Origin of the sequence: Sphingomonas morindae, assembly GCF_023822065.1 — a bacterium.
In the GTDB taxonomy this organism is placed as follows: Bacteria; Pseudomonadota; Alphaproteobacteria; order Sphingomonadales; family Sphingomonadaceae; genus Solisphingomonas; species Solisphingomonas morindae.
In genome coordinates, this window is record NZ_CP084931.1 from 74,809 (window position 1) to 95,783 (window position 20,975).

At 74.0% G+C, this 20,975-nt stretch carries 14 protein-coding genes; 11 read left to right on the forward strand and 3 right to left on the reverse strand.

Annotated elements, in window-relative coordinates:
- Positions 1 to 5 precede the first annotated feature (5 nt).
- From LHA26_RS17130 to LHA26_RS17155, 6 genes are read left to right on the forward strand one after another with little or no spacing between them, the layout of a single operon-like run.
- Positions 6 to 806: a type VI secretion system accessory protein TagJ gene (locus LHA26_RS17130; RefSeq protein ID WP_252168717.1), complete on the forward strand. Its 801-nt coding sequence runs from the start codon at positions 6 to 8 to the stop codon at positions 804 to 806.
- Positions 803 to 1,327 carry a type VI secretion system baseplate subunit TssE gene (gene tssE, locus LHA26_RS17135; RefSeq protein ID WP_252168718.1) on the forward strand — a complete coding sequence of 175 codons (525 nt, stop codon included), beginning with the start codon at positions 803 to 805 and terminating at the stop codon, positions 1,325 to 1,327. Before LHA26_RS17130 ends, tssE begins: the two co-directional genes overlap by 4 nt.
- A complete protein-coding gene (gene tssF / locus LHA26_RS17140) occupies positions 1,327 to 3,195 on the forward strand; it encodes a type VI secretion system baseplate subunit TssF (protein ID WP_252168719.1) in 1,869 nt (622 codons plus the stop codon). Before tssE ends, tssF begins: the two co-directional genes overlap by 1 nt.
- Entirely contained in the window at positions 3,159 to 4,196 is a 1,038-nt protein-coding gene (gene tssG / locus LHA26_RS17145; RefSeq protein ID WP_252168720.1) for a type VI secretion system baseplate subunit TssG, read from the forward strand. Before tssF ends, tssG begins: the two co-directional genes overlap by 37 nt.
- Positions 4,193 to 6,835, forward strand: a complete 2,643-nt coding sequence (gene tssH / locus LHA26_RS17150; RefSeq protein WP_252168721.1) for a type VI secretion system ATPase TssH — start codon at positions 4,193 to 4,195, stop codon at positions 6,833 to 6,835. Before tssG ends, tssH begins: the two co-directional genes overlap by 4 nt.
- 13 nt (positions 6,836 to 6,848) lie before the next feature.
- Positions 6,849 to 9,101: a serine/threonine-protein kinase gene (locus LHA26_RS17155; protein ID WP_252168722.1), complete on the forward strand. Its 2,253-nt coding sequence runs from the start codon at positions 6,849 to 6,851 to the stop codon at positions 9,099 to 9,101.
- Between the two features lie 6 nt (positions 9,102 to 9,107).
- Here LHA26_RS17155 and LHA26_RS17160 read toward each other — a convergent pair whose 3' ends face one another.
- The 3 genes from LHA26_RS17160 to LHA26_RS17170 are packed head-to-tail and all read right to left on the reverse strand — an operon-like array spanning position 9,108 to position 13,182.
- Positions 9,108 to 11,504 (reverse strand): DAHL domain-containing protein, encoded by a 2,397-nt coding sequence (locus LHA26_RS17160; protein ID WP_252168723.1) that lies wholly within the window; start codon positions 11,502 to 11,504, stop codon positions 9,108 to 9,110.
- Positions 11,501 to 12,403, reverse strand: coding sequence for a cytochrome-c peroxidase (locus LHA26_RS17165; protein WP_252168724.1), 903 nt, complete (start codon positions 12,401 to 12,403; stop codon positions 11,501 to 11,503). Before LHA26_RS17165 ends, LHA26_RS17160 begins: the two co-directional genes overlap by 4 nt.
- A gap of 26 nt (positions 12,404 to 12,429) precedes the next feature.
- Entirely contained in the window at positions 12,430 to 13,182 is a 753-nt protein-coding gene (locus tag LHA26_RS17170; protein WP_252168725.1) for a response regulator, read from the reverse strand.
- 366 nt (positions 13,183 to 13,548) lie between these two features.
- Here LHA26_RS17170 and tssK point away from each other — a divergent pair, with 366 nt between their 5' ends.
- Genes tssK through LHA26_RS17195 form a run of 5 tightly spaced genes read left to right on the forward strand, consistent with a single transcriptional unit; the run spans position 13,549 to position 20,931 of the window.
- Positions 13,549 to 14,895: a type VI secretion system baseplate subunit TssK gene (gene tssK, locus LHA26_RS17175; protein ID WP_252168726.1), complete on the forward strand. Its 1,347-nt coding sequence runs from the start codon at positions 13,549 to 13,551 to the stop codon at positions 14,893 to 14,895.
- Positions 14,892 to 16,250 carry a type IVB secretion system protein IcmH/DotU gene (gene icmH, locus LHA26_RS17180; RefSeq protein WP_252168727.1) on the forward strand — a complete coding sequence of 453 codons (1,359 nt, stop codon included), beginning with the start codon at positions 14,892 to 14,894 and terminating at the stop codon, positions 16,248 to 16,250. Before tssK ends, icmH begins: the two co-directional genes overlap by 4 nt.
- Before the next feature lie 3 nt (positions 16,251 to 16,253).
- Positions 16,254 to 19,640 carry a type VI secretion system membrane subunit TssM gene (tssM, locus tag LHA26_RS17185; protein WP_252168880.1) on the forward strand — a complete coding sequence of 1,129 codons (3,387 nt, stop codon included), beginning with the start codon at positions 16,254 to 16,256 and terminating at the stop codon, positions 19,638 to 19,640.
- Entirely contained in the window at positions 19,637 to 20,146 is a 510-nt protein-coding gene (tagF, locus tag LHA26_RS17190; RefSeq protein WP_252168728.1) for a type VI secretion system-associated protein TagF, read from the forward strand. The genes tssM and tagF overlap by 4 nt, the downstream gene beginning before the upstream one ends.
- A complete protein-coding gene (locus LHA26_RS17195; protein ID WP_252168729.1) occupies positions 20,146 to 20,931 on the forward strand; it encodes a PP2C family protein-serine/threonine phosphatase in 786 nt (261 codons plus the stop codon). Before tagF ends, LHA26_RS17195 begins: the two co-directional genes overlap by 1 nt.
- The last annotated feature ends 44 nt before the right edge of the window (positions 20,932 to 20,975 follow it).

Sequence of the window (20,975 nt, forward strand, 5' to 3'; positions counted from 1 at the left end):
CGGGCATGACGATGGTCGACACCGAGGAGACGCGGATCGCGGCCGATCTCGCCGCGGGCGAGATTGCGGAGGCGCGAGCCGGGCTCGTCGCGACGCTGCGCGCCCGGCCGGACGATCAGCGCGCGCGCATGGCGCTGTTCCAGCTGCTCTGCGTCGCGGGCGCCTGGGACAAGGCCGAGGCCCAGCTGCGCGCGCTGGCGGCGCTGTCGCCCGAGGCGCGGATGCTGGAGATGGCCTATGGCCAGGCGCTGGCCGCCGAGGCCGCGCGCGCCCGGGCCTGCGCCGGCGCCGCGCCCGCGCCGCTGCTGGCCGAGGCGCCCGCCTGGGCCGCGACGCTTGCCGCCACCATCGGGCCCGACGCCGATCCCGCGCGCCGCGCCGAGGCGCTCGATGCCTGTCCCGACACCGCCGGGACGCTCAACGGCGCGCCCTTCGCCTATCTCTTCGATGCGGACACGCGCTTCGGCCCGATGCTGGAGGCGATCGTGGCCGGGCGCTGGGGGCTGCTGCCCTTCGCCGCGCTGGAAGCGATCGACATTGAGGGCCCGCGCGACATGCGCGATCTCGTCTGGCTGCCCGCCTCGCTGCGGCTGCGCGCGGGCCCGACGCTCGCCGCGCTGCTGCCCGTGCGCTACCCGGGTACCGAGGCCGAGCCGGACGATGCGCTGCGCCTCGCGCGGCGCACGGAATGGCGCGGCGCGGATGGTCAGGTGCGCGGTGTCGGCCAGCGCAGCTGGACGATCAGCACGGGCGAGGATTTCGGCCTGCTCGACATTCGCCAGATCCGCTTCGCCGATCCGTCATGAGCCGGATCAACCCCAGCCTGTTCGACAAGCTCGTCGCCGATCTGGAGCTTGACGGGCTGCGTGACGACGATGCCGAGATCACCGGGCTGGACCGCGCGCCGCGCTTCTACACCGTGCCCCGGCTCGAGCGCTTCAGCGAGGCCGCGCTGCGCGCCACGGTTCTGCGCGAGCTGAACTGGCTGTTCAACACCACCAGCCTCGCCTCGGCGCAGGATCTGGATCAGGCGCCCGAGGTGGCGCGGTCGGTGCTTAATTATGGCCTCGCCGATCTCACCGGAAAGCTGCTGACGCGCCAGTCCGTCCAGGCGCGTGCGCGCGACATGCGCGAGGCGATCCTGCGGTTCGAGCCGCGCGTGGAACGCCGCAGCCTCGATGTCGACGTGGATGGCGGACACGCGCGCGCCAACAGCATCGCCTTCACCATTCGCGGCGATCTCACCACGGCGGTGCGGGCGCTGCCGGTCGAGTTCCGCACCGATGTCGAGATCGACACCGGCGCGGCGACGATCTGGGGCGCCTGATGGATCCCCGGCTGCTCCGCTTCTACAATGACGAGCTCGGCTATCTTCGCGAAGCCGCCCGCGAGTTTGGCGAGGAGCATGAAGCGGTGGCGGGTCGGCTCGGGCTCGGCGCGCCGAGCGAGGTGGATCCCTATGTCGAGCGGCTGCTCGAAGGCGTCGCCTTTCTCGGCGCGCGCGTGCAGCTCAAGCTGCACGATCAATTTCCCGATTTCACGCAGCATCTGCTGAGCGCCATCCAGCCGCAATATTGCGCGCCCACGCCGTCCATGTGCGTGGTCGGGTTCGAGCCGCGCGCCGGCGACAGCGCGCTCGCCGAAGGCGTGACGCTACCGCGCCACACGCGCCTGCAGGCGCTCGCCTCCGATGCCGACGCGACCCCCGTCACCTTCCTGACGGGGGACAGTGTCACGCTCTGGCCGCTGTCGATCGCCTCGGCCGAATATCTGAGCGGGCGCGCGGCGGTGGCGCCGTTCGTACCGGCGGGGCTGGCCGGCGACCGGCCGATCGAGGCGGGCCTGCGGCTGCGTCTCCAGACCCACGGCGGGGCGCGGCTGGGCGATCTCCGGCCCGGCGCGCTGCCGCTCTATCTCGATGGCGCCGAAGCGGTGCCGGGCGAGCTGTATCGCCAGCTGATCGGCGATGCGGTGGCGGCGGTCGCGCGGCCGGTCGGAAGCCTGACGGCGACGCCGCTGCCGGTGCCGGCGCAGCACGGCCTGGACGAGGCGAGCGCGCTGCTGCCGATTGATCGGCGCGTGCATCGCGGCTATCGCCTGCTCGCCGAATATTTCGCCTGCCCCGAACGCTTCCTGTTCGCGCGGCTGGACGGGTTGGACGCAGCCTTCGCCGCTGCCGGCGAGGCCATGGCGTGCGATATCGTCATCCTGTTCGCGCGGCCGGCGCCGGCGCTGGCCGGGGCGGTATCGCCGGCCAATCTCCGCCTCTTCGCGACGCCGGCCATCAATTTGTTCGAGAAGCAGGCGGATCGCATCGCGTTGACCGGGTTCGAGCATGAGCGCCAGGTGATCGCGGACCGCACCCGCCCGCTCGGCTTCGAGATCTACCGCCTGCTGGAGGTGCGGGCGCATGATCGCGCGGGCGGCCCGCCACGCGCGGTCGTGCCGCTCCACGATTTCGCCGGGCTGCTCTACGACTGGACCGACGCGCTCTTCTATGTGCCGCGGCTGCGCCCGCGTCGCCTCTCCACGCGCGAGCAGCGGGCGCGACGGCGCAGCGACTATGTCGGCACCGAGACCTGGCTGAGCCTCACCGCGCCGGGGCGGCCCGAGCGGCTGGAGGATGTGCAGGAACTGTCCGTCCGCGCGCTGGTCACCAACCGCGATCTGCCCGAGCTGGTGCGGACCGGCGCCGCCGGTGCGCTGCGCGCCGACGACGCGCCGGTGCGGAGCGTGCAGATGCTTCGGCCGCCCACGCCGCCGCGCCCGCCGCTCGGCCTGCATGACGGCGCCTGGCGCGTGATCGCGCATCTCACGCCCAATTATACCGGCTTCGCGGCCGATCCCGAGGGCGATCCGGCGGCGTTGCGCGCGCATCTGGCGCTGTACGGCCGGATCGAGGATGCCGCGCTGCGGCGCCAGCTGGACGGGCTGCGCGCGGTGCGCGCCGCCCCCGTCGCGCGGCGGGTGCCGGGGGCCGGGCCGGCCGGCTTCGTGCGCGGCCAGCAGCTGACGATCACGCTCGATGAGGCGCGGTTCGAAAATGGCCGGCTGTTCCTGTTCGCCGCCGTGCTCGAGCGCTTCCTCGCCGAATTCGCCGCGATCAACAGCTTCACCGAATGCGTGTTTGAAACCACCGATCAGCAGAGGTTCGCGTCATGGCCCGCCCGGCTCGGCCAGCGTCCGACCATCTGACCTATCTCGCCCGCGCGGCCGCGCGCAGCCAGGCGCTGGAGCCGCTCGCGCTGCTGCGCGGGGCGGAAGCACGCGCCCGCGCGCTGCCGCGCATCGGGGAGGCGCGGCTGCCGGCGCAGGATATCGCCAGCCTCGCCCAGACGCCCGCGCTCGCCTTTCCGGCCGCCACCTTGTCCGCGATCGCGGAGCGGCGCGGGCGGCCCCGGCTCGAAGGCCATTGGCTCGGCCTGACCGGACCGATGGCGCCGCTGCCGCTCCATCTGTCCGAATTCGCCGCCTATGAGCGGCGCTATTCGCGCACCCGCCCCTTTGGCGACTGGCTGGACGTGCTGGCGGGCCGCATGCTCCAGCTTTTCTATCGCAGCTGGGCCAATGCCAGCCCCGCCGCCAGCGCCGACCGGCCCGAGGCGGACCGCTTCGCCGCCTATGTCGCGGCGCTGACGGGCGCGGGGGAGGGCACGGCCCGCGTCTTCCCGGCGCGCGCGCGGCTGCGCTATGCCGGGCTGTTCGTAGGGCCGCGCAGCCCCGCCGCCCTGGCCGACGCGCTGACCGATCTGATGCGGCTGCCCGTGCGCGTGACCGAGTTCGTGCCGCGCTGGCGGGACATCGCGGGCGCGGAGCGCAGCCGGCTCGGCCGCGCCTATGTGCGGCTCGGCGAGGATGCGGTCAGCGGCGTCCGCCAGCGCAGCGTCGCCGATGCCTTCCGCGTCACCCTCGCCATTCCCGACGCCGCGACGCTCGACGAGGCCTTGCCCGGCGGCCGCCGCTTCGCCTTGATCGCCGAAGCGCTCGATGCCTTCGCGCCGCCGCATCTCGATTGGGACGTGGCGCTCGCCGTCGCGCCCGCCGCGATCCGCTCGGCGCGGCTGGGCGGCGGCGCGCGGCTCGGCTGGAGCGGCTGGCTCGGCGCCACGCCCGCTTCGGCCAAACCCCGCACCGATACCCGGCTCGGCGCGAGCGCGCGCCGGCTCGCCGCCCGCACAAGGATGCCCACGCCATGACCGAGATCAGCCGCGCCGCTCTGTTCGGGCGGCTCGCGCCCACCGCGCGCACCGCCATCGAGACCGCGACCGGCTTCTGCCGGCTGCGCGGCAATCCCTATGTCGAGCTGGCGCACTGGCTCCACATCCTGGCGCAGGATCCGCAAAATGATCTGGCGGCGCTGCGCACCGCCTTCCGGCTCGACGATGCGGTACTCGCCGCCGATCTTCTCGCGGCGCTGGATCGGCTGCCGCGCGGCGCCACCGCCGTATCGGACTTCTCGCCGCATATCGAGGAGGCGATCGAGAAGGGCTGGCTCTATGCCTCGCTGCTGTTCGGCGCGCCCCAGGTGCGGACCGGCCACCTCCTCCTCGCCATGCTGAAGACGCCGACGCTGCGCGCGATCCTGTTCGGCATCTCGGCGGAATTCCGCAAGCTCGGCGCGGATCGGCTGGGCGAGGCCTTTGCCGATCTGCTCGCGGGCTCGCGCGAGGCGGCGGGGCCGCCGGCGGCGGCGGCACCCGAGCTGCCGCTCGCCGACCCGGCCGGATCCGCGCTCGCCCGCTATGCGGTGGATCTGACGGCGCGGGCGCGCGCGGGCGAGATCGACCGCATCGTCGGGCGCGACGCCGAGATCCGGCAGGCGATCGACATCCTGCTCCGACGGCGCCAGAACAACCCGATCCTCACCGGCGAGGCGGGGGTCGGCAAGACCGCGATCGTCGAGGGGCTGGCGCGCCGCATCGCCGATGGCGACGTGCCGCCGGCGCTGCGCCATGTCTCGCTCCATGCGCTCGATCTCGGACTGCTTCAGGCGGGCGCGGGGGTGAAGGGCGAGTTCGAGGCGCGGCTGCGGCAGATCATCGACGAGGTGGAAGGCGCGGCGCGCCCGATCATCCTGTTCATCGACGAGGCGCACACGCTGATCGGCGCCGGCGGCCAGGCCGGCACGGGCGATGCCGCCAATCTGCTCAAGCCGGCGCTGGCGCGCGGCCGGCTGCGCACCATCGCCGCCACGACCTGGGCGGAATATCGGCAATATGTGGAGAAGGACCCGGCGCTCACCCGGCGTTTCCAGCCGATCGCCGTGGACGAGCCGGACGCGGAAGGCGCGGTCGCCATGTTGCGCGCCGTGGCCGGCGTGATCGCCGAGCATCATGGCGTCACCATTCTGGATGCGGCGGTGCAGGCGGCGGTGCGGCTGTCGCAGCGCTACGTGCCCGCGCGCCAGCTGCCCGACAAGGCGGTGAGCCTGCTGGATACGGCGGCGGCGCGGGTGGCGGTGTCGCTCCATGCCACGCCGGCGGCGGTGGAGGATAAGCGGCGCCGGATCGAGCGGCTGACGCTGGAACTCGAGGTGGCGACGCGCGAGGCCGAGGCGCGGCTCGCGCCCGATCGCCGCGCCCCCCTGGAGGAGCAGCGCGCCGAGGCGGAGGCGGCCTGCGCCGCGCTGGAGGCGCGCTGGGCGGCGGAGAAGGCGGCGGTGGCGGCGCTGGCCGAGGCACGCGCCGGCGCGGCCTCGGACGGGGCGGCGCGGGACGCGCGGATCGACGCGGCGCGGGCGCGGCTCGACGCCACGCGCGGCGACCGGCCGATGGTGTTTGCCGAGGTGGATGCCGACAGCGTCGCCGCCGTGGTGGAGGATTGGACGGGCATTCCCGTGGGCCGGATGGTCAAGGACGAGATCGCCTCGGTGCTGGCGATCGAGGCGCGGCTGCGGCGGCGGGTGGTCGGCCAGGATCATGCCATGGCGGCGATCGCCAAGCGCATCCGCACCAGCCGCGCGGGGCTGGACAATCCGGTCAAGCCGGTGGGCGTCTTTCTGCTCTGCGGCCCGTCGGGCGTCGGCAAGACCGAGACGGCGCTGGCGCTGGCGGATCTCCTCTATGCCGGCGGCGACAGCCTCATCACCATCAATATGAGCGAGTTCCAGGAGGCGCACACCGTCTCCACGCTCAAGGGCGCGCCGGCCGGCTATGTCGGCTATGGCCAGGGCGGCGTGCTGACCGAGGCGGTGCGCCGCCGGCCCTATTCGGTGGTGCTGCTCGACGAGATCGAGAAGGCGCATCCCGATGTGCACGAGATGTTCTTCCAGGTGTTCGACAAGGGCTATATGGAAGACGCCGAGGGGCGCTTCATCGACTTCCGCAACACCCTCATCCTGCTCACCTCCAACGCCGGGACCGAGCGCATCGCCGCGCTCTGCGCCGAGGAGGAGACGCGCCCCGATCCCGAAGCGCTGGCCGATGCGCTGCGGCCCGATCTGCTCGCGCTCTTCCCGCCAGCGCTGCTGGGGCGGCTGATCGTGCTGCCCTACCAGCCTCTGTCGGAGCCGGTGCTGCGCGCGATCGTGCGGCTCCAGCTGGATCGCATCGTCGCGCGCGTGGCCGAGACGCGGGGCGCGACGCTCGTCTATGACGAGGCGGTGGTGGCGCTGATCGTGGCGCGCTGCCGCGAGCTGGCCTCGGGCGGCCGCATGATCGACGCCATCCTCACCACCGGCCTGCTGCCCGATATTTCCACCGCGATCCTCGAGCGCCAGGCCGCCGGTCGCCGCGTCACGGCGATCGCCATCGGCGTGGATGGCGATGCGTTCGTCTATCGCTACGAGGAGGCGGACGAGGCCGCGCCGGCGCCGGTGCGCGAGGTGGCCGCGTGAGCGGAGCCGGGCGATGATCGCCGACTCCGACGCGCCGCCGCCCGAGGACGGCCGCACCGTGATCGCGCCCGAGACCAGCGCCGGCGCCTCGACGCCGCGCCGCGCGCCCCGGCGCGAGATCGGGCTGGAGCCGGGCGATCTGCTCAACGGCATCTATCGCGTGGATCGGTTCGTGGCGCGCGGCGGCATGGGCGAGGTGTTCGAGGGCGTCAATATCGAGAGCGACGAGCGCGTCGCGATCAAGGCGATCCGCGGCCATCTGGCCGCCGATCCCAAGGTGCGCGCCATGTTCCGCAAGGAAGCGCAGATCCTCACCCGCATCACCCACCCGGCGGTGGTCCAGTATCGCGTGCTCGCCCGCGATCCCGATCTCGATCTCTATTATATCGTCACCGACTTCATCGATGGCGAGCCGCTCGCCGCGCATCTGGATGGCCGGCGGCCGAGCCCCGCCGCCGTGCTGCGCTTCGCCCGCCGGCTCGTCGCGGGCCTGGAGGCGGCGCACGATTATGGCGCCATCCATCGCGACATGTCGCCCGACAATATCCTGCTGCCGGGCGGCGTGCTGGAGCGCGCCAAGATCATCGATTTCGGCATCGCCAAAAGCCTCGAACTGGGCGCCGAGACGGTGGTGGGCGATGGCTTCGCGGGCAAGCTCGGCTATGTCGCGCCCGAGCAGTTCGGCGACTATGACCGCGCGCTCGGCCCCTGGACCGATGTCTATTCCACCGCGCTGGTGCTGCTCGCCTATGCGCGCGGCAAGGCGCCCGACATGGGCAAGACCCTGTCCGAGGCGATCGCGCGCCGTCGCGAACCCCCGGACCTCGCCGATCTGCCGCCCGCGCTGGCGCCGCTCTTCCGGCGCATGCTGGCGCCCGATCCGGCCGAGCGGCTGCGGTCGATGGCGGCGGTGCGGGCCGAGATCGACGCGCTGCCGCCGCTTCCCGAGGCCGCGCCCGAAACGACCGAGGCCGCGCCGGACGCGCCGCCGACGCTGTTCGCGCCCGCACCGCCCGTTTCGCGTGCGATGCCGGCGCGGCGCGCGACACGCCGCTGGGCGCCGCTCGCGCTGCTCGTTCCGGCGCTGGCCGCCGGCGGCCTGATGCTGCGGCACGGACGAGGCGATCCGCCCGCGCCGCCGTCGCGCCCGCCCGCCGCCGCGCCGCTGCGCCCCGCGCCGCCGCCCCGCGCGCCGGCGGCCTCCGGGCCGGCGGCGGCACCGACGCCGGCGCTGCCGGAGGCGCTGGCCGCCATGCCCTGCGCCTGGCTCGGCGCGCGGACGGGCGGCGGCGCGCTCCGCCTCGCGGGGGCGGCCGGCGATCCGGCGACGCTGGACGCGCAGCTCCGCACCGAGGCGGCATCGCATGGGCTCGCGCTGCCCCGCGTGATCGCCGCCGATGTGCTGCCGGTGGATACGGGCCGCTGCGCGCTGCTGGAGGCGGGGCGCGCGCTCGATCGCGCCGACGGGCCGGGCCTGCGCCTGTTCGCGGGCGGCACTCGCATCGCGCTGGCGGCCGCCGCGCCCGGCTGCGGCCCGGGCGCGGCGCGCGCCGATCTCACGCTGATCGAGGATGATCCGCGCCGCGATCTCGCGCTGCTGGCGCTTGATCCCGATGGCGGCACGCGCCTCGTGGCGGGCAGCCGCGCGGCGCTGAGCCGGCTCGCGCGAACGCGCCCGGCGCTGGCGCAGGATGGCGGCGATGGCCGGTTCCAGGTCGGCGTCTGTTTCCGCGCGCCGGGTGTGGCGGGGCTGGTGCTGCTCGATGCGCCGGCGCCGCTCGGCCTCGATCCCGGCGCGGCCCGCTCCGCCTCCGCGCTCGCGGAGCGGCTGTCGGCGGGCGCCGCCGCCGGCTGGCGCAGCCGCGCCGTGTGGCTGCGCGTGCTGCCGCCGGACCGTGCCGGGACGGCGCCCGCGCCGCCGCTTGCCTCCGTCGCGGCCGCGCCGCCCGCGCCCGCGCCCGCGCCCGCCGCGCCGCTCACGCCCGCCCCCGCGCTGGCGGCGACCGAATCGCTGCGCCCCGCCTTCAAAAGCCATAGCGGCGCCACCGACTCGGGCGATTTCGCGGCGTGCCGGCGCTGGTCCGGCAAGCAGTGGGACGAGCTGGGCTATAGCTCGCGCGCCATTTGCGTCGAGCGGGTGTTCAAGAATCGCTGCGAGATCGTCAGCGGCCAGTTCGGCGAGACGCCGCTGCGCCGCTATGGCGGGCGGATCGAGATGCAGCGCGGCAGCCGCTGGACCGCGATCGGCACCGCCGAGGGCTGTTGAGCCGGCTCAGCCGGACGCGGGCGCCTTGCGCACCGCCGCCAGCGCGAGCAGCAGTTCATAGGCGCGCAGCGGATAGCGCAGCCCTTCCGCATCGTCCGCGAGGCTCGGGGAGGCGGTGAGCCAGGTCTTGCCCCGCGCGCGCGGGCGCAGCGCGGCGGTCGCCTCGGCGCAGAAGCCGCCATCCACCCCGGCGATGAGGATGGCGTCGCAGGCCTCGATCAGCGGCGCGGCGGCGGCGAGGCTGGTCGCGCCCCAGGGCTCATAGCCGAGCGCCGCGACCAGCTCCTCGTCGCGCTGCAGCGCCTCGGCATCGGGATTGACGAGCAGGATGGCCTGGCCCTCGCCGCGCTGGGGCGTCGCCTCCGGGCCGGGCTGCTCGGCGTCGGCGATCGGCAGCCAGACCGAGAAGCGGCTGCCCCGGCCGACCGTGCTGCGCACGTCGATCGATCCGCCATGCTGCTGGACGATGTCCCAGGCGGTGGAGAGGCCGAGCCCGGTGCCGCCCTGGCGCGTCGTGTAGAAGGGATCGAACAGGCGCGGCAGGATCGCGGGGGCGATGCCATGGCCCTGGTCGGTCACCGCGATGACGACATAATCGCCCGCCCGGATCACGGCGTGGCTGAGCTGGCGCGGATCGCGGGTGCGGACATGCTCGATCTCGCAGCCGATCGTGCCCCCCTCCGGCATCGCCACGGCGGCATTGTGGCAGAGATTGAGCAGCACCTGCTGCACCTGCGCGGCATCGGCGAGAAGCGTGATCGGCGGCAGCACCGGCCCCAGCCGCAGCCGCACGCCGGCCGGGAGCGAGGCGCCCAGCAGCCGCGCCGTCTCCTCGATAAAGGGGCCGAGCGCCACGCGCTCGTGCGGATGCTCGGCACGGCGGCCGAAGCGCAGCACCTGATCCACCAGCATGCGCGCGCGCCCCACCGCCGTGCGGATCTCGGCGAGGCTGGCGGCGGCGGGCGAGCGGGCGCCGACATGCAGCTCGGCGGTTTCGGCAAACCCCGCGATCGCGCCGATGATGTTGTTCACATTATGCGCGATGCCGCTGGCGAAGGCGCCGATCGTCTCCATCCGGCGGCCGCGCGCGGCCTTGCGTTCAAAGGCGAGCCGCTCGGCTTCGAGGCGATCGCGATGGATCGCCTGCAGGATCGCCACCAGCGCCGTCGAAAGCCCGGCCAGCGTTTCCGGACGGAGCCGCAGCGCGCCGCGCACGCGCTCGATGCCCAGCACCACCGCGCCTTCGCTCTCGGGCGCGCGCAGCAGCACGAGCGAGGCGGGCACGGCGCCGTGCTGGGACACCGCCGCCTTGGGCTCGGCGGCCAGCGCCTGGCGCGGCGCGAGCGCGATATGATCGTCGCGCCAGGCGGCGATATTCGACGCGGCCTCCACCATCGCCCGGGCATAGGGCGCGGTCAGCCCGCCGCGACGCGACCAGAGAAAGGCGGGCGCGCGCCCGTCGTCGAGCAGCAGATAGGCGCGGTCGGCGCCGACATGCGCGGCGACCCGCGCCAGCGCGCGCCTTATGCGGTCGGGCAGGTCGGGGGCGCGCACGTCCATCATCAGGCCGAGAATGGTGGCGTGGAGATGCTCGAAATCGCCGCGCCGCCGCAGCGACTGGACATGGAGGTGCAGCGAGATGGCGAGCAGCACCAGGATCGCGGCGGTGAGCCCGCTGGCGATCGCCAGCACCAGGCGGCGATGCCGCGCCCGCTCGTCCATCCGCGTCGTCGCCGAGGCCAGCGCCGCGCGCGTGGCCGCGATCTCGCGATCGACCGGCGCGTCGAGAATGGCGGCGACGATCCGGTCCACTTCGGGGAGCAGCCGCACCAGCAGCCGCGAATGGGCATAGAGCTGGCGCGCCTCGCCGCTATCGCCCTGATGGGCGGCGCGCTCATAGTCGGCCAGCGCGGCGCGCGCCGCATCCACCGCATTGGGCGTGGTATCGAGCGTGAGCCGCAGGATCTTGGCGGCGAGCAGGCTGGCCGCTTCCGATACATGCGGCGAGGCCGAGACATGGGCCAGCCGCGCCAGCGAGTTCTGGAGCAGCGCATTGTCCGATTTGAACCGCTCCACCAGCGCCAGCCGCCGCGCGGCGCCCGCCCCCAGCCGCCGCGCCGCCGCCGTCGCCGCCGGATCCGGCGCGGTGGCGCGGTCGAGCTCGGCCAGCGCGGCGCGCATGTCGGCGCTCTCCTGGGTGAGCGGGTCATAATTGCGGATCAGCCCGGCGCGCGCCATCAGCACATCGCGTTGCAGCGCGCGATCGGCCATGGTGAAGGCGCCCAGCGCGCGGGCCCCGCCGGCCAGCCAGTCGCGCTGGCGCGCGCCGGGCCAGAGGATGATCCACAGGGCGGCGCAGGCGATCAGCAGCCCCACCGCGAACAGCGCGCGCCGGGGCCTCATCGCGCCGCCGGGTGCACCGGCCGGCCCTCATAGTGACCGGTAAGCGTGCCGAGAAAGGCGACGATGTCGCGCACGTCGCGCTCCGAGAGGGTGATGTCGAGCTGGGCATAGGCCATGGCGCGCACCGCGCCGGCCAGCGTCGGCGCGCTGCCATCATGGAAATAGGGCGCGGTCGCGGCCACGTTGCGCAGGCTCGGCACGCGCAGCACGGGCGGGCCGCCGGCCGCGAGCGGATGGAAGATGCCGTGCCGCTCGAACAGATTGCCGCCGATATTGGCGCCCTGGTGGCACGAGACGCAGCCCACCGCCTGAAACATTTCCCAGCCGCGCTGCTCCTGCGCGGTGAGCGCGGCGCGATCGCCGCCGAGCCAGCGATCAAAGCGCGCGCCGGGGGTGGTGAGCGTGCGGACATAGCGGCTCAGCGCATCGATCAGCACCGCCTCGTCGAGATCGCGGCGATAGGCGGCGCGCGCCTGGAGCAGCAGCGTGCGATCGGCGCGCAGCCGGCGCAATCCCGGGGCGCTGCCGCCCATGACATGCGGATTGCGCAGGGAGGCCGCCACCACATCGGGCAGGGTGGGCATGCCGCCCTGCCAGTTGAAGCGGAAATTGAGCGCGCTGTTGAAGACGGTGGGCGTGTTGAACGGCGAGGCCGCGCCATTGTCGCCGGGATCGCGCCGCGCGCCGGTGGCGCCGTTGCTGGCGAGATCATGGCAGGACTGGCAGCTTATGCGGCCGCTCGCCGACAGGCGCGGATCGCCATAGAGACGCGCGCCGAGCGCCACCCGGTCGCGCAGCGCGGCAGGCGGCGGCGCCGGCAGCGGCGCGATCGGGCGGCGTCCATCGGCCGGCGGCCGCCCCGGCGGCGCCGCGCCGCCCGCCAGGCCGGCGGCCAGCAAAGCCGCGCCGAGGGCCGCCCCGCGCCTCAACCGATCTGCACGTCGACGTCGAAGATATAGCCGGCGCCGCGCTGGGTGCGGATGAAGCGGGGCGCGCGCGGATCATCCTCCAGCTTGCGGCGCAGGCGCAGGATCTGCACGTCGATGCTGCGATCGAACACATCCTCGTGCAGCCGCGTCGCCTGGAGCAGATGCTCGCGGCTCAGCGTGCGCCGGGGCGCCGCGACAAAGGCGCTGAGCAGCGCGAACTCACCCTTGGTGAGCGCCACGGCGTCGCCCGCGGGGCTGGTGAGCTGGCGGGCGCGCTGGTCGAACAGCCAGCCGTCGAAGCCATAGCGATGCTCGCTGCGGCGCGCCGGCGTGAGGCTGTCCATCGTCCGCCGCCGCAGCGTCGCCCGGATCCGCGCCAGCAGCTCGCGCATGCCGAACGGCTTGGTGATGTAATCGTCCGCGCCCAGCTCGAGCCCGACGACGCGGTCGATCTCGTCGCGGCGATGGCCGGTGATGAGGATGACGGGAACGATGCTCTTGCCACGCAGCTCGCGCAGCAGATCGAGCCCGTCATCCTCGCCGAGATGGAGATCGAGCAGGATCAGATCGGGTTCGCGCACCGCCAGCGTGTGCAGCAGGCCTTTGCGGCCCGATACGGCGCTGGCCCGCATATTCTGTTCGTTGAGATAGGTGACGATCATCCGCTGCATCGCCGGCTCGTCGTCCACCACGAGGATGCGGGCCGCGTGTGGTTCGGTGATCGTGTCAAATGCTTCCAGCACGCCCATGACGGACCCGCCTCCTCCGCTACGCAACAAAGGATACCGCTCTATCCTGTTCGGCGCGCCCGACAACGATGACGGACACTGCGCCGACGCATTGCCACTAGGCTTCGCGACGAGGCGAAACAAGGACGCGATCGGCAGAAAAGCAGGCGGGGCGCGACGAGGAACCTCCTGATGGCGGCGATCGCGCCGGCGTGCGCGGCAATCCAGGATTCGTATAGAGCGCCTGGGTTACAACTGAAACTTGGAAGACCGTGCCCGACATTGGGCTGAAATCTCCGCCACCGCATGGTGCGCCCGATTGGTTTCGGGACAGATCGACATGGGCTGGATAATGCTTGCTCTCTTCGCCGGTCCGACTGGCGGTATATGGTAGGCGATGCGCGCGTCGCGTGGCGCGAGGGGCAGTTCCTGCGCCAGCAGCATTTCCAGCAGCAGCAGCGCCATGGCGATGCGATGCTGGCGGCGCAGGCGCGCGCCGCCGGTCCGTGGCGCTGGGGCGTGATCGAGCTTGCGATCAACCAGGATCTGGCGGCGCTCGGCAAGTTCGCGGTCGATCGGCTGGTCGGGATCATGCCCGATGGCCTGGTCTTCGCCATTCCCGGCGACGCGCCGCCGCCGGCGCCGCTCGACATGGCGGGCGACAGCCGCGACGCGCTGGTGCAGCTGACGCTGCCGGCGATCCAGCCCGGCGCCGTGGAATATCGCGAGCGCGACGATCCGGGCGCGGCGGCGGTGCGCTATGTGGTGGAGGAGGAAGCGGTGATCGACGGGTTCGCCGAGGAGCGGACCGCCGAGCCGATCGAACTCGCCCGGCCCAATCTCCGCTTCGGCGTCACCCCGGACCAGACCTATGGCCGCGTCCTGCTGGGCCTGGCCCGCGTGCGCGAGACGCGCAACGGCGCGCTGCTGTTCGACGAGCGCTATATTCCGCCGGCGCTCGATATCCGCGCCAGCCCGCGGCTGGCGGGCTTCCTCGCCGACATTATCGGCCGCGCCACGCAGCGGATCGAGGAACTCGCCCGAAGGGCCGTGGAGGCGACCGATGGCGGCGCCGAGAGCTTCGCCAATTTCCTTCTGCTGCAGGCGCTCAACCGCTGGACGCCGCAGCTCGAGCATCTCGCCCGGCTGCCCATGGTGCATCCCGAGCGGCTGTTCGAGGCGCTGCTCGGCATGGCGGGCGAGCTGGCGACGCTCACCACCGCCGAGCGGCGGCCGCCGCGCCTGCCGGCCTATGATCATGGCCAGCTGCGCGAAAGCTTCGAGCCGGTGGTGGAGGTGATCCAGGCGGCGCTGTCGGCCGTCTATGATCGCGCGGCGGTGCAATTGCCGCTGAAGCAGGCGGGGCCGGGCGCCTATACCGCGCGCAACACCGATCCCGCCTTGTACCAGACGGGCTATTTCTATCTCGCCGTGCGCGCCCGGCTGTCGCTGGACGAGGTGCGCGCGCGCTTTCCGTCCGTCGCGAAGATCGGATCGGTGCAGAAGATGCGGCAGATCGTAGAATCCGCCCTCGAAGGCGTGCCGCTGCGCCATGTGCCGACGCCGCCGCCGCAGATCCGCAGCCTGCCGGGCCATGTCTATTTCGAGCTGGACCGCGCCGCCGCCGATTGGGCGGAACTCGCCGCCGCGCCCGCGCTCGGCCTGCATGTCGCGGGCGACTGGCCCGATCTCGCGCTCGAGCTGTGGTGCGTGCGCAAGGCCGGCGGGCGATGACGGCGGGCCGCGGCGAGGACGCGCTCGGCGACGAGGGCGAGGGCGCGGGCGAGCGGACGATCTTCCAGCCGAGCCCGCTTCAGGAGCGCCGCGCCCGCGCCGCCGCCGCGCCGCCGCCGCCGCCGCTCGCGCAAAGGGCGCTGATCGATGACGATATGCCCGCGCCGCCGCCGCGCGGCCGCCCGCGCAATCCGTTGACCGAGGCGGCGGCGCCGCTGCTCGCGCTGATCGCGGCGGTGCGCGCCGGCCGGCTCTCCATCGCCCTGCCGCAGCTGCACCAGCGCATGACCGCCGCCGCGATGCGCTTCGACGAGGCGCTGCAAGGCCAGGGGCTGGACGAGGAAACGCGCCGCCGGGCGCGCTATGCGGTGTTCGCGACGATCGACGATGTCGCGCAGAATCTGCCGGGCCGCGCCGCCGACGGCGCCGAATGGGCGCGGCGCAGCATGGTGGTGCGCGGCTTTGGCGAAACCATCGGCGGCGATCGCTTCTGGGCCCTGCTGCAGGAGATGCTCGCGCGTCCCGCCGATCATGCCGCGCTGATCGAGCTGTACCATGCCTGCCTTGCCGCCGGCTTCGAGGGGCGGCACCGGATTGGCGGCGAGGGCGGCGGCCGTCTGCGCCAGATCCTCACCAGCGCCTATGCCGCGCTCCCGCACGCGCGCCAGATCTCGCCGGTGGAGCTGGTGCCGCACTGGCGCGGCACGCCGCGCGCGGCGGCGCGCGTCTCGCCCTGGGCGCCGCTGACGCTGGCGGCGAGCGGCCTGGCCGCGCTGCTGCTGCTTATCTTTGTCGGGCTCAGGCTGGCGCTGATCGCCACCGGCGGCCCGGCGCTGACGACGCTGCTGGCGATCAATCCCGATCAGCCGCTGCGGCTCGCGCGCGCCGCCGCGCCGCCGCCGTCTCCGCCCGACGATGCGCTGCATCGTCGCGTGTCCGCCTTCCTCGCCGATGCGGTGGCGCGCGGGCTGGTGGTGGTGGAGGAGGATCCCAACAGCCTCCGCGTGCGCACCACGGTCGGCCAGCTCTTCGCCTCGGGGTCGGACCGGCTCGAACCCGGCCGGGCGGCGCTGTTCCAGCGCATCGCCGCCGCGCTCGAGCGCGAACCCGGCCCGGTCCGGATCGAGGGCCATACCGACAGCGCGCGCATCGCCACCCTCGCCTTCCCGGACAATCTCGCGCTCGCCAGGGCGCGCGCCGAGACGGTGGCGGCGCTGGTGCGGGCGGGCCTGTCCGATCCCGGCCGGGTCACCGCGATCGGCTTCGGCGCCGCCCAGCCCATCGCCTCCAATGCCAGTCCGGCCGGCCGCGCGCTCAACCGCCGCGTCGAGATCGTCATCCCCAGGAGCCAATAAGTGATGCAACGGATTGTGCGCGGCTGGTGGACGCTGGCGGGCACGAGCGCGATGGTGATGGGGCTGGTGCTCGCGGTCGGCCTGCCGGCGCTGGTGCCCGCCCTGCGCGCGCCCTGGGTGCGGCTGGCGCTGCTGGCGCTGGTGGCGCTCGGCTTCGCGCTGGCGGCGGGCTATCGCATCTGGACGGCCCGGCGCCGCGCGGCGCGCCTCGCCGACGCGCTGGCCCCGGCCGACACGGGGGACGCCGCCGCGGACGAGACGCGCGCGGTGACGGAGCGGATGCGCGCCGCGCTGGCCAGGCTTCGCGCGGACGGCCGCGGACGCGCCTATCTCTATGCCAAGCCCTGGTATCTGCTGATCGGGCCGCCCGGCGCGGGCAAGACCACGGCGCTGCTCCAGTCCGGGCTGCGCTTTCCCTGGAGCGACGGCGCCGTGCCCGGCCTGGGCGGCACGCGCGCGCTCGATGTGTGGCTTGGCGAGGATGCGGTGCTGGTCGATACCGCCGGCCGCTACACTACGCAGGATTCGGACGCCGCCGTCGATGCCGCCGGATGGCAGGCCTTTCTGCGACTGCTGCGTCGCACGCGCCCGCTCCAGCCGATCAACGGCATCCTCGTCACGCTCGGGATCGACATGCTGACCGGGGCGAGCCGGGCCGAGCTTGACGCCCATGCCGGCGCGGTGCGCCGCCGGCTCGACGAGCTGCGCCGGACGCTGCGCGTCTCCGCGCCCGTCTACATCCTCTTCGCCAAGACCGACCTGCTCGCCGGCTTCACCGAATTCTTCGCCGATCTTGACGCGGAGGGGCGGCGCGCCGTGCTGGGCGCGACGCTGCCGCTCGCCGGCGCGGGCGATCTCGCCTCGGTCATGGCCGGCTTCGACACGATGATCGAGGCGGTGACGGCGCGCAGCGCGCGGCGGCTGCAGGACGAGGCCGACCAGCGTCGCCGCAGCCTCATCCTCGGCTTTCCGCCGCAGCTGATCGCGCTGCGCGCGCGTGTCGCGCGCTTCGTCGAGGGCGTGCTGCCCGCCACCGCTTCGGACGGGCACAGGCTGCGCGGCCTCTATTTCGCCAGCGGCGTGCAGGCCGGCGCGCCGCTGGATCGCGTGCTGAGCGCGATGGCCGAGCTGTACGAGCCCGATCGCGGCGCGCCGGCCCCGGGATCGGGCCGCGCCTATTTCCTCAACCGGCTGCTGACCGAACTGGTCATCCCCGAAGCCGGCCTGGCCAGCGCCGATCCGGCGCTGCGCCGCCGCCGCCGGCTGCAGCTGGGCGGCGGCGTGGCGGCGCTGGCGCTGCTCGGCCTCGCCGTCACCGGGCTGTGGGCGCGCAGCTTCGCCGCCAACAGCGCATTGCAGACACGCCTGACCGGCCAGGGGCAGGAGGCGATCGCGCTGGATCAGGCGGCGGGGATCGATCTCGCGCGGGTCGGGCCCGGCGATCCCGATCTCCAGCCCGCGCTGCCGCTGCTGGAGCGCCTGCGCACGCTGGCGCGCGGCTATGCCGATCAGCAGCAGGGGCCGCCGCCGCGCGCGATGCGCTTCGGCCTGTTCCAGGCGGGCCATGCCGATGCCGCGCGCCAGGCCTATCTGGATGCGCTCCAGCGTGTCCTGCTGCCCCGGCTGCTCTTGCGGCTGGAAGCGGTGATGCGCGCCGAGGCGGCGCAGCCCGAACGGCTCTACGAACCGCTCAAGGCCTATCTGATGCTCGGCGGCTATGGCCGGCTGGATCGCGACGCGGTGCGCGCCTGGGTGGTGGAGGATTGGCGAACCGCCGCGCTGCCGGGCGCCGATCGCGCCGATCTGCGCGACCGGCTGGCGCGGCATCTCGACGCGCTGCTCGCCGATCCCGATCTCGGCCGGGTCTGGCCGGGGCGGCGCGCGCCGCTCGACGGCCGGCTGATCGCGGACAGCCGCGCGGCGGTGCAGACGCTCTCGCTCGGCGATCGCGCCTATGCCGTGCTGCGCCAGCGCGCCGCCGCCTCCGGCGCGGCGGACTGGCGCGCCGATCGGCTGCTCGCCTCGGGCGATGCGCGCGCCTTTGCCAATGGCGCGGCGGTGCTGCAGCTGCGCGTGCCCTGGTTCTTCACGCGGCAAGGCTATGCCCGCGCCTATCGTCCCGGCCTGCTCCATGTCGAGGCCGAGCTGGACCGCAATCTCTGGGTGCTCGGGCCGGATGCCGAGCGCGCGACGATCCGCGCGCAGCTGCCCGCCATGCGCGCGGCGGTGGCGCAGGATTATGCGCGCGACTATATGCAGGCGTGGGACGCCGTGGTCGCCACGCCGCAGCCGGGGCGCTATTTCGCGGACCGCGCCGGGCTGGCCGCCCTGGTCCGCACGCCCTCGCCACTTGCCGCGCTGCTGCGCGAGGTGCGGCGCAACACCCAGCTCGACCAGACCGAGGCGGCGGGCGGGGCGGCGGGCGATGCCCGCGACGCGGCGGCGCAGATCGCCGCCCATTTCGCCGATCTCGATCGCTTCGCCGGGGCGCCGGTGGACGGGCTGGTCGGCGCGATCCGCCAGGCCGCCGCCGCCACCACCGCCACCGCCGTGCCGGGCGCGGCGCTGGATGGCGGCGCGGTGCAGGGCCGGCTCGCCGGCGCGCTCGGCGATCTTTCGGCCGCCGGGCTCGACGCCCCCGCCGCGCTCCAGCCCTTTGTCGCCGGCGCGCTGCGCGGCGGCCAGGGCGCGGCGGCGCGCACCGCCGACGCCACGCTCAACCAGGCCTATGCCGCGACCGTCCGCCCCGCCTGCCTCGATGCGCGCCGGGGCGGCTATCCCTTTGTGCGCGAGGCGCGGCAGGATGCCGGCCTGGCCGATGTCCAGCGCGTCTGGGGCGCCAATGGCGCGGTCGACGGCTTTGTCCGCGATCGGCTGGCGCCGCTGCTGGTGACGGGCACGCGGACCTGGCGCTGGCGCGCGGATGATCCGGTGGCGGCGCGCTTCGCCCCGGCCAGCGCTATGGCCTTTCAGAAGGCGGCCGCGCTGCGCGATCTGCTGGCGGGCGGCGTGACGCTGAGCGTCACTTTGGCCGGGCTGGGCCCTGGCCTCGACGCGGTCGAGCTCGCCTCGGGCGGCACCAGCTATCGGCTCGACCGCAAGGATGCCACGCCGCACGTGCTGATCTGGGCGCCGACCGCGCTGCCCGAGGCGCATGTCGCGCTGCTCGGCGGCGGCGCGCGGGTGCTGCGGCGCGACGCGGCGACGGGGCCCTGGGCGCTTTTCCACCTGCTCGACGCCGCCCATCTCCAGCCGGCCGGGCCGGGCGCGATGCTCGCCAGCTTTGGCGAGGGCGATCGCACGGCGCGGCTGCTGCTCCGCCTCTCGGGCCCCGGCGATGCGCTCGCGCCCGACGGCCCGTTCGCGATCCGCTGTCCGGAGCGGCTATGACCGGCGCGCACGCCTTTCTCGGCGGCAAGCTCCCCGCTCATGGCGACTTTGTGTGGCGGATGCCGCCCGGCCAGCGCCGCGCCTGGGAGGCGCGCTGCCTCGCCACGATGGAGCGGGCGGCAGCGGCGGGTGCCGCAGGCGCGGCCTGGCTCTCGGCCCAGCCCGCGCAGGGCTTTCTGCTCGCGCCCGGCCTGGACGAGCCCTTCTGGCAGGCGGGGGCGGCGGCACCCTCGCAGGATCGCGCCGGACGGCTCTTCCCGCTCGTGCTGGGCTGGCGGCGAGCGGCGCTGTGGGACGAGGCGACGGCGCTAGCGCTGGCGGAGCGCGCGCTTCAGGGGCTGCGCCACGCGATCGTGGCGGGCGGCGCGGCGGACGCGGTGCTCGCCGCGCTGGACGCGGAAGCGGCGACGACGCCCGAACGGATTGAAGGACTTCTTGTCCGCGACTGGGACGCCGCGTGGCGCCCGCCGGCCGCGGCGACCAGACTATGCGGAAGGACGCGCTGATGGGACTGATGCTTCGCTACGAGCAGGGCGTGCGCACGCATGTCGGCCGGGTGCGCAAGATCAACGAGGATTCGGTGCTCGCCCGGCCGCGCGACGGCCTGTGGGCGATCGCCGATGGCATGGGCGGCCATGCGCGCGGCCAATGGGCGTCGGCGACGATCGTCCGCGCGCTCGACGGCGTCGTCCTGCCCGATGCGTTCGACGACGCGGTCGCGGCGGTGACGGCGACGCTCGAGGCCGCCAATGCGGAGATCTGCCGCGCGGGCCATGAGGCGGGCGGGGCGATCGGCTCGACCGTGGTCGCGCTGCTGATCCGCGACGACCGCTACGCCGTGCTCTGGGCCGGAGATAGCCGCGCCTATCGCTGCCGCGACCGGCTGCTGGCCGGGCTCACCACCGATCATTCGCAGGTGGAGCAGATGGTCGCGTCCGGCCTGCTCGAGCGCGACGAGGCGGACAATCATCCCATGGCCCATGTGCTGTCGCGCGCGGTCGGCGTGCGCGAGACGCTGCTGCTGGACCGGATCGAGGGCGATGTCGCGGCCGGCGACGTCTTCCTGCTGTGCAGCGACGGGCTGAGCCGGCTCGTCTCTCCGCTCGAGATCGAGACCCGGCTCATCGATACGCCGCCCGCCATTGTGGCGGGCGCGCTGATCGCCTGCGCGCTCGAGCGCGGCGCGCCGGACAATGTCAGCGTCGCCGTGATCGGATGCGACGCGACCACGCTGGTCGAGCTCGGCCAGCGGCCGGCGGGCGAGGGCAAAGGCGAACGCGCCACATGGTAGCGCGACCGGACCGACCGTCCGCGTCGGGCGCGATCGTCCGCACC

Coding starts and splice junctions, on each gene's coding strand:
- LHA26_RS17130 (WP_252168717.1), top strand. CDS start 6: ATGACGATGGTCGACACCGAGGAGACGCGGATCGCGGCCGATCTCGCC.
- tssE (WP_252168718.1), top strand. CDS start 803: ATGAGCCGGATCAACCCCAGCCTGTTCGACAAGCTCGTCGCCGATCTG.
- tssF (WP_252168719.1), top strand. CDS start 1,327: ATGGATCCCCGGCTGCTCCGCTTCTACAATGACGAGCTCGGCTATCTT.
- tssG (WP_252168720.1), top strand. CDS start 3,159: ATGGCCCGCCCGGCTCGGCCAGCGTCCGACCATCTGACCTATCTCGCC.
- tssH (WP_252168721.1), top strand. CDS start 4,193: ATGACCGAGATCAGCCGCGCCGCTCTGTTCGGGCGGCTCGCGCCCACC.
- LHA26_RS17155 (WP_252168722.1), top strand. CDS start 6,849: ATGATCGCCGACTCCGACGCGCCGCCGCCCGAGGACGGCCGCACCGTG.
- LHA26_RS17160 (WP_252168723.1), bottom strand. CDS start 11,504: ATGAGGCCCCGGCGCGCGCTGTTCGCGGTGGGGCTGCTGATCGCCTGC.
- LHA26_RS17170 (WP_252168725.1), bottom strand. CDS start 13,182: ATGGGCGTGCTGGAAGCATTTGACACGATCACCGAACCACACGCGGCC.
- tssK (WP_252168726.1), top strand. CDS start 13,549: ATGGTAGGCGATGCGCGCGTCGCGTGGCGCGAGGGGCAGTTCCTGCGC.
- icmH (WP_252168727.1), top strand. CDS start 14,892: ATGACGGCGGGCCGCGGCGAGGACGCGCTCGGCGACGAGGGCGAGGGC.
- tssM (WP_252168880.1), top strand. CDS start 16,254: ATGCAACGGATTGTGCGCGGCTGGTGGACGCTGGCGGGCACGAGCGCG.
- tagF (WP_252168728.1), top strand. CDS start 19,637: ATGACCGGCGCGCACGCCTTTCTCGGCGGCAAGCTCCCCGCTCATGGC.
- LHA26_RS17195 (WP_252168729.1), top strand. CDS start 20,146: ATGGGACTGATGCTTCGCTACGAGCAGGGCGTGCGCACGCATGTCGGC.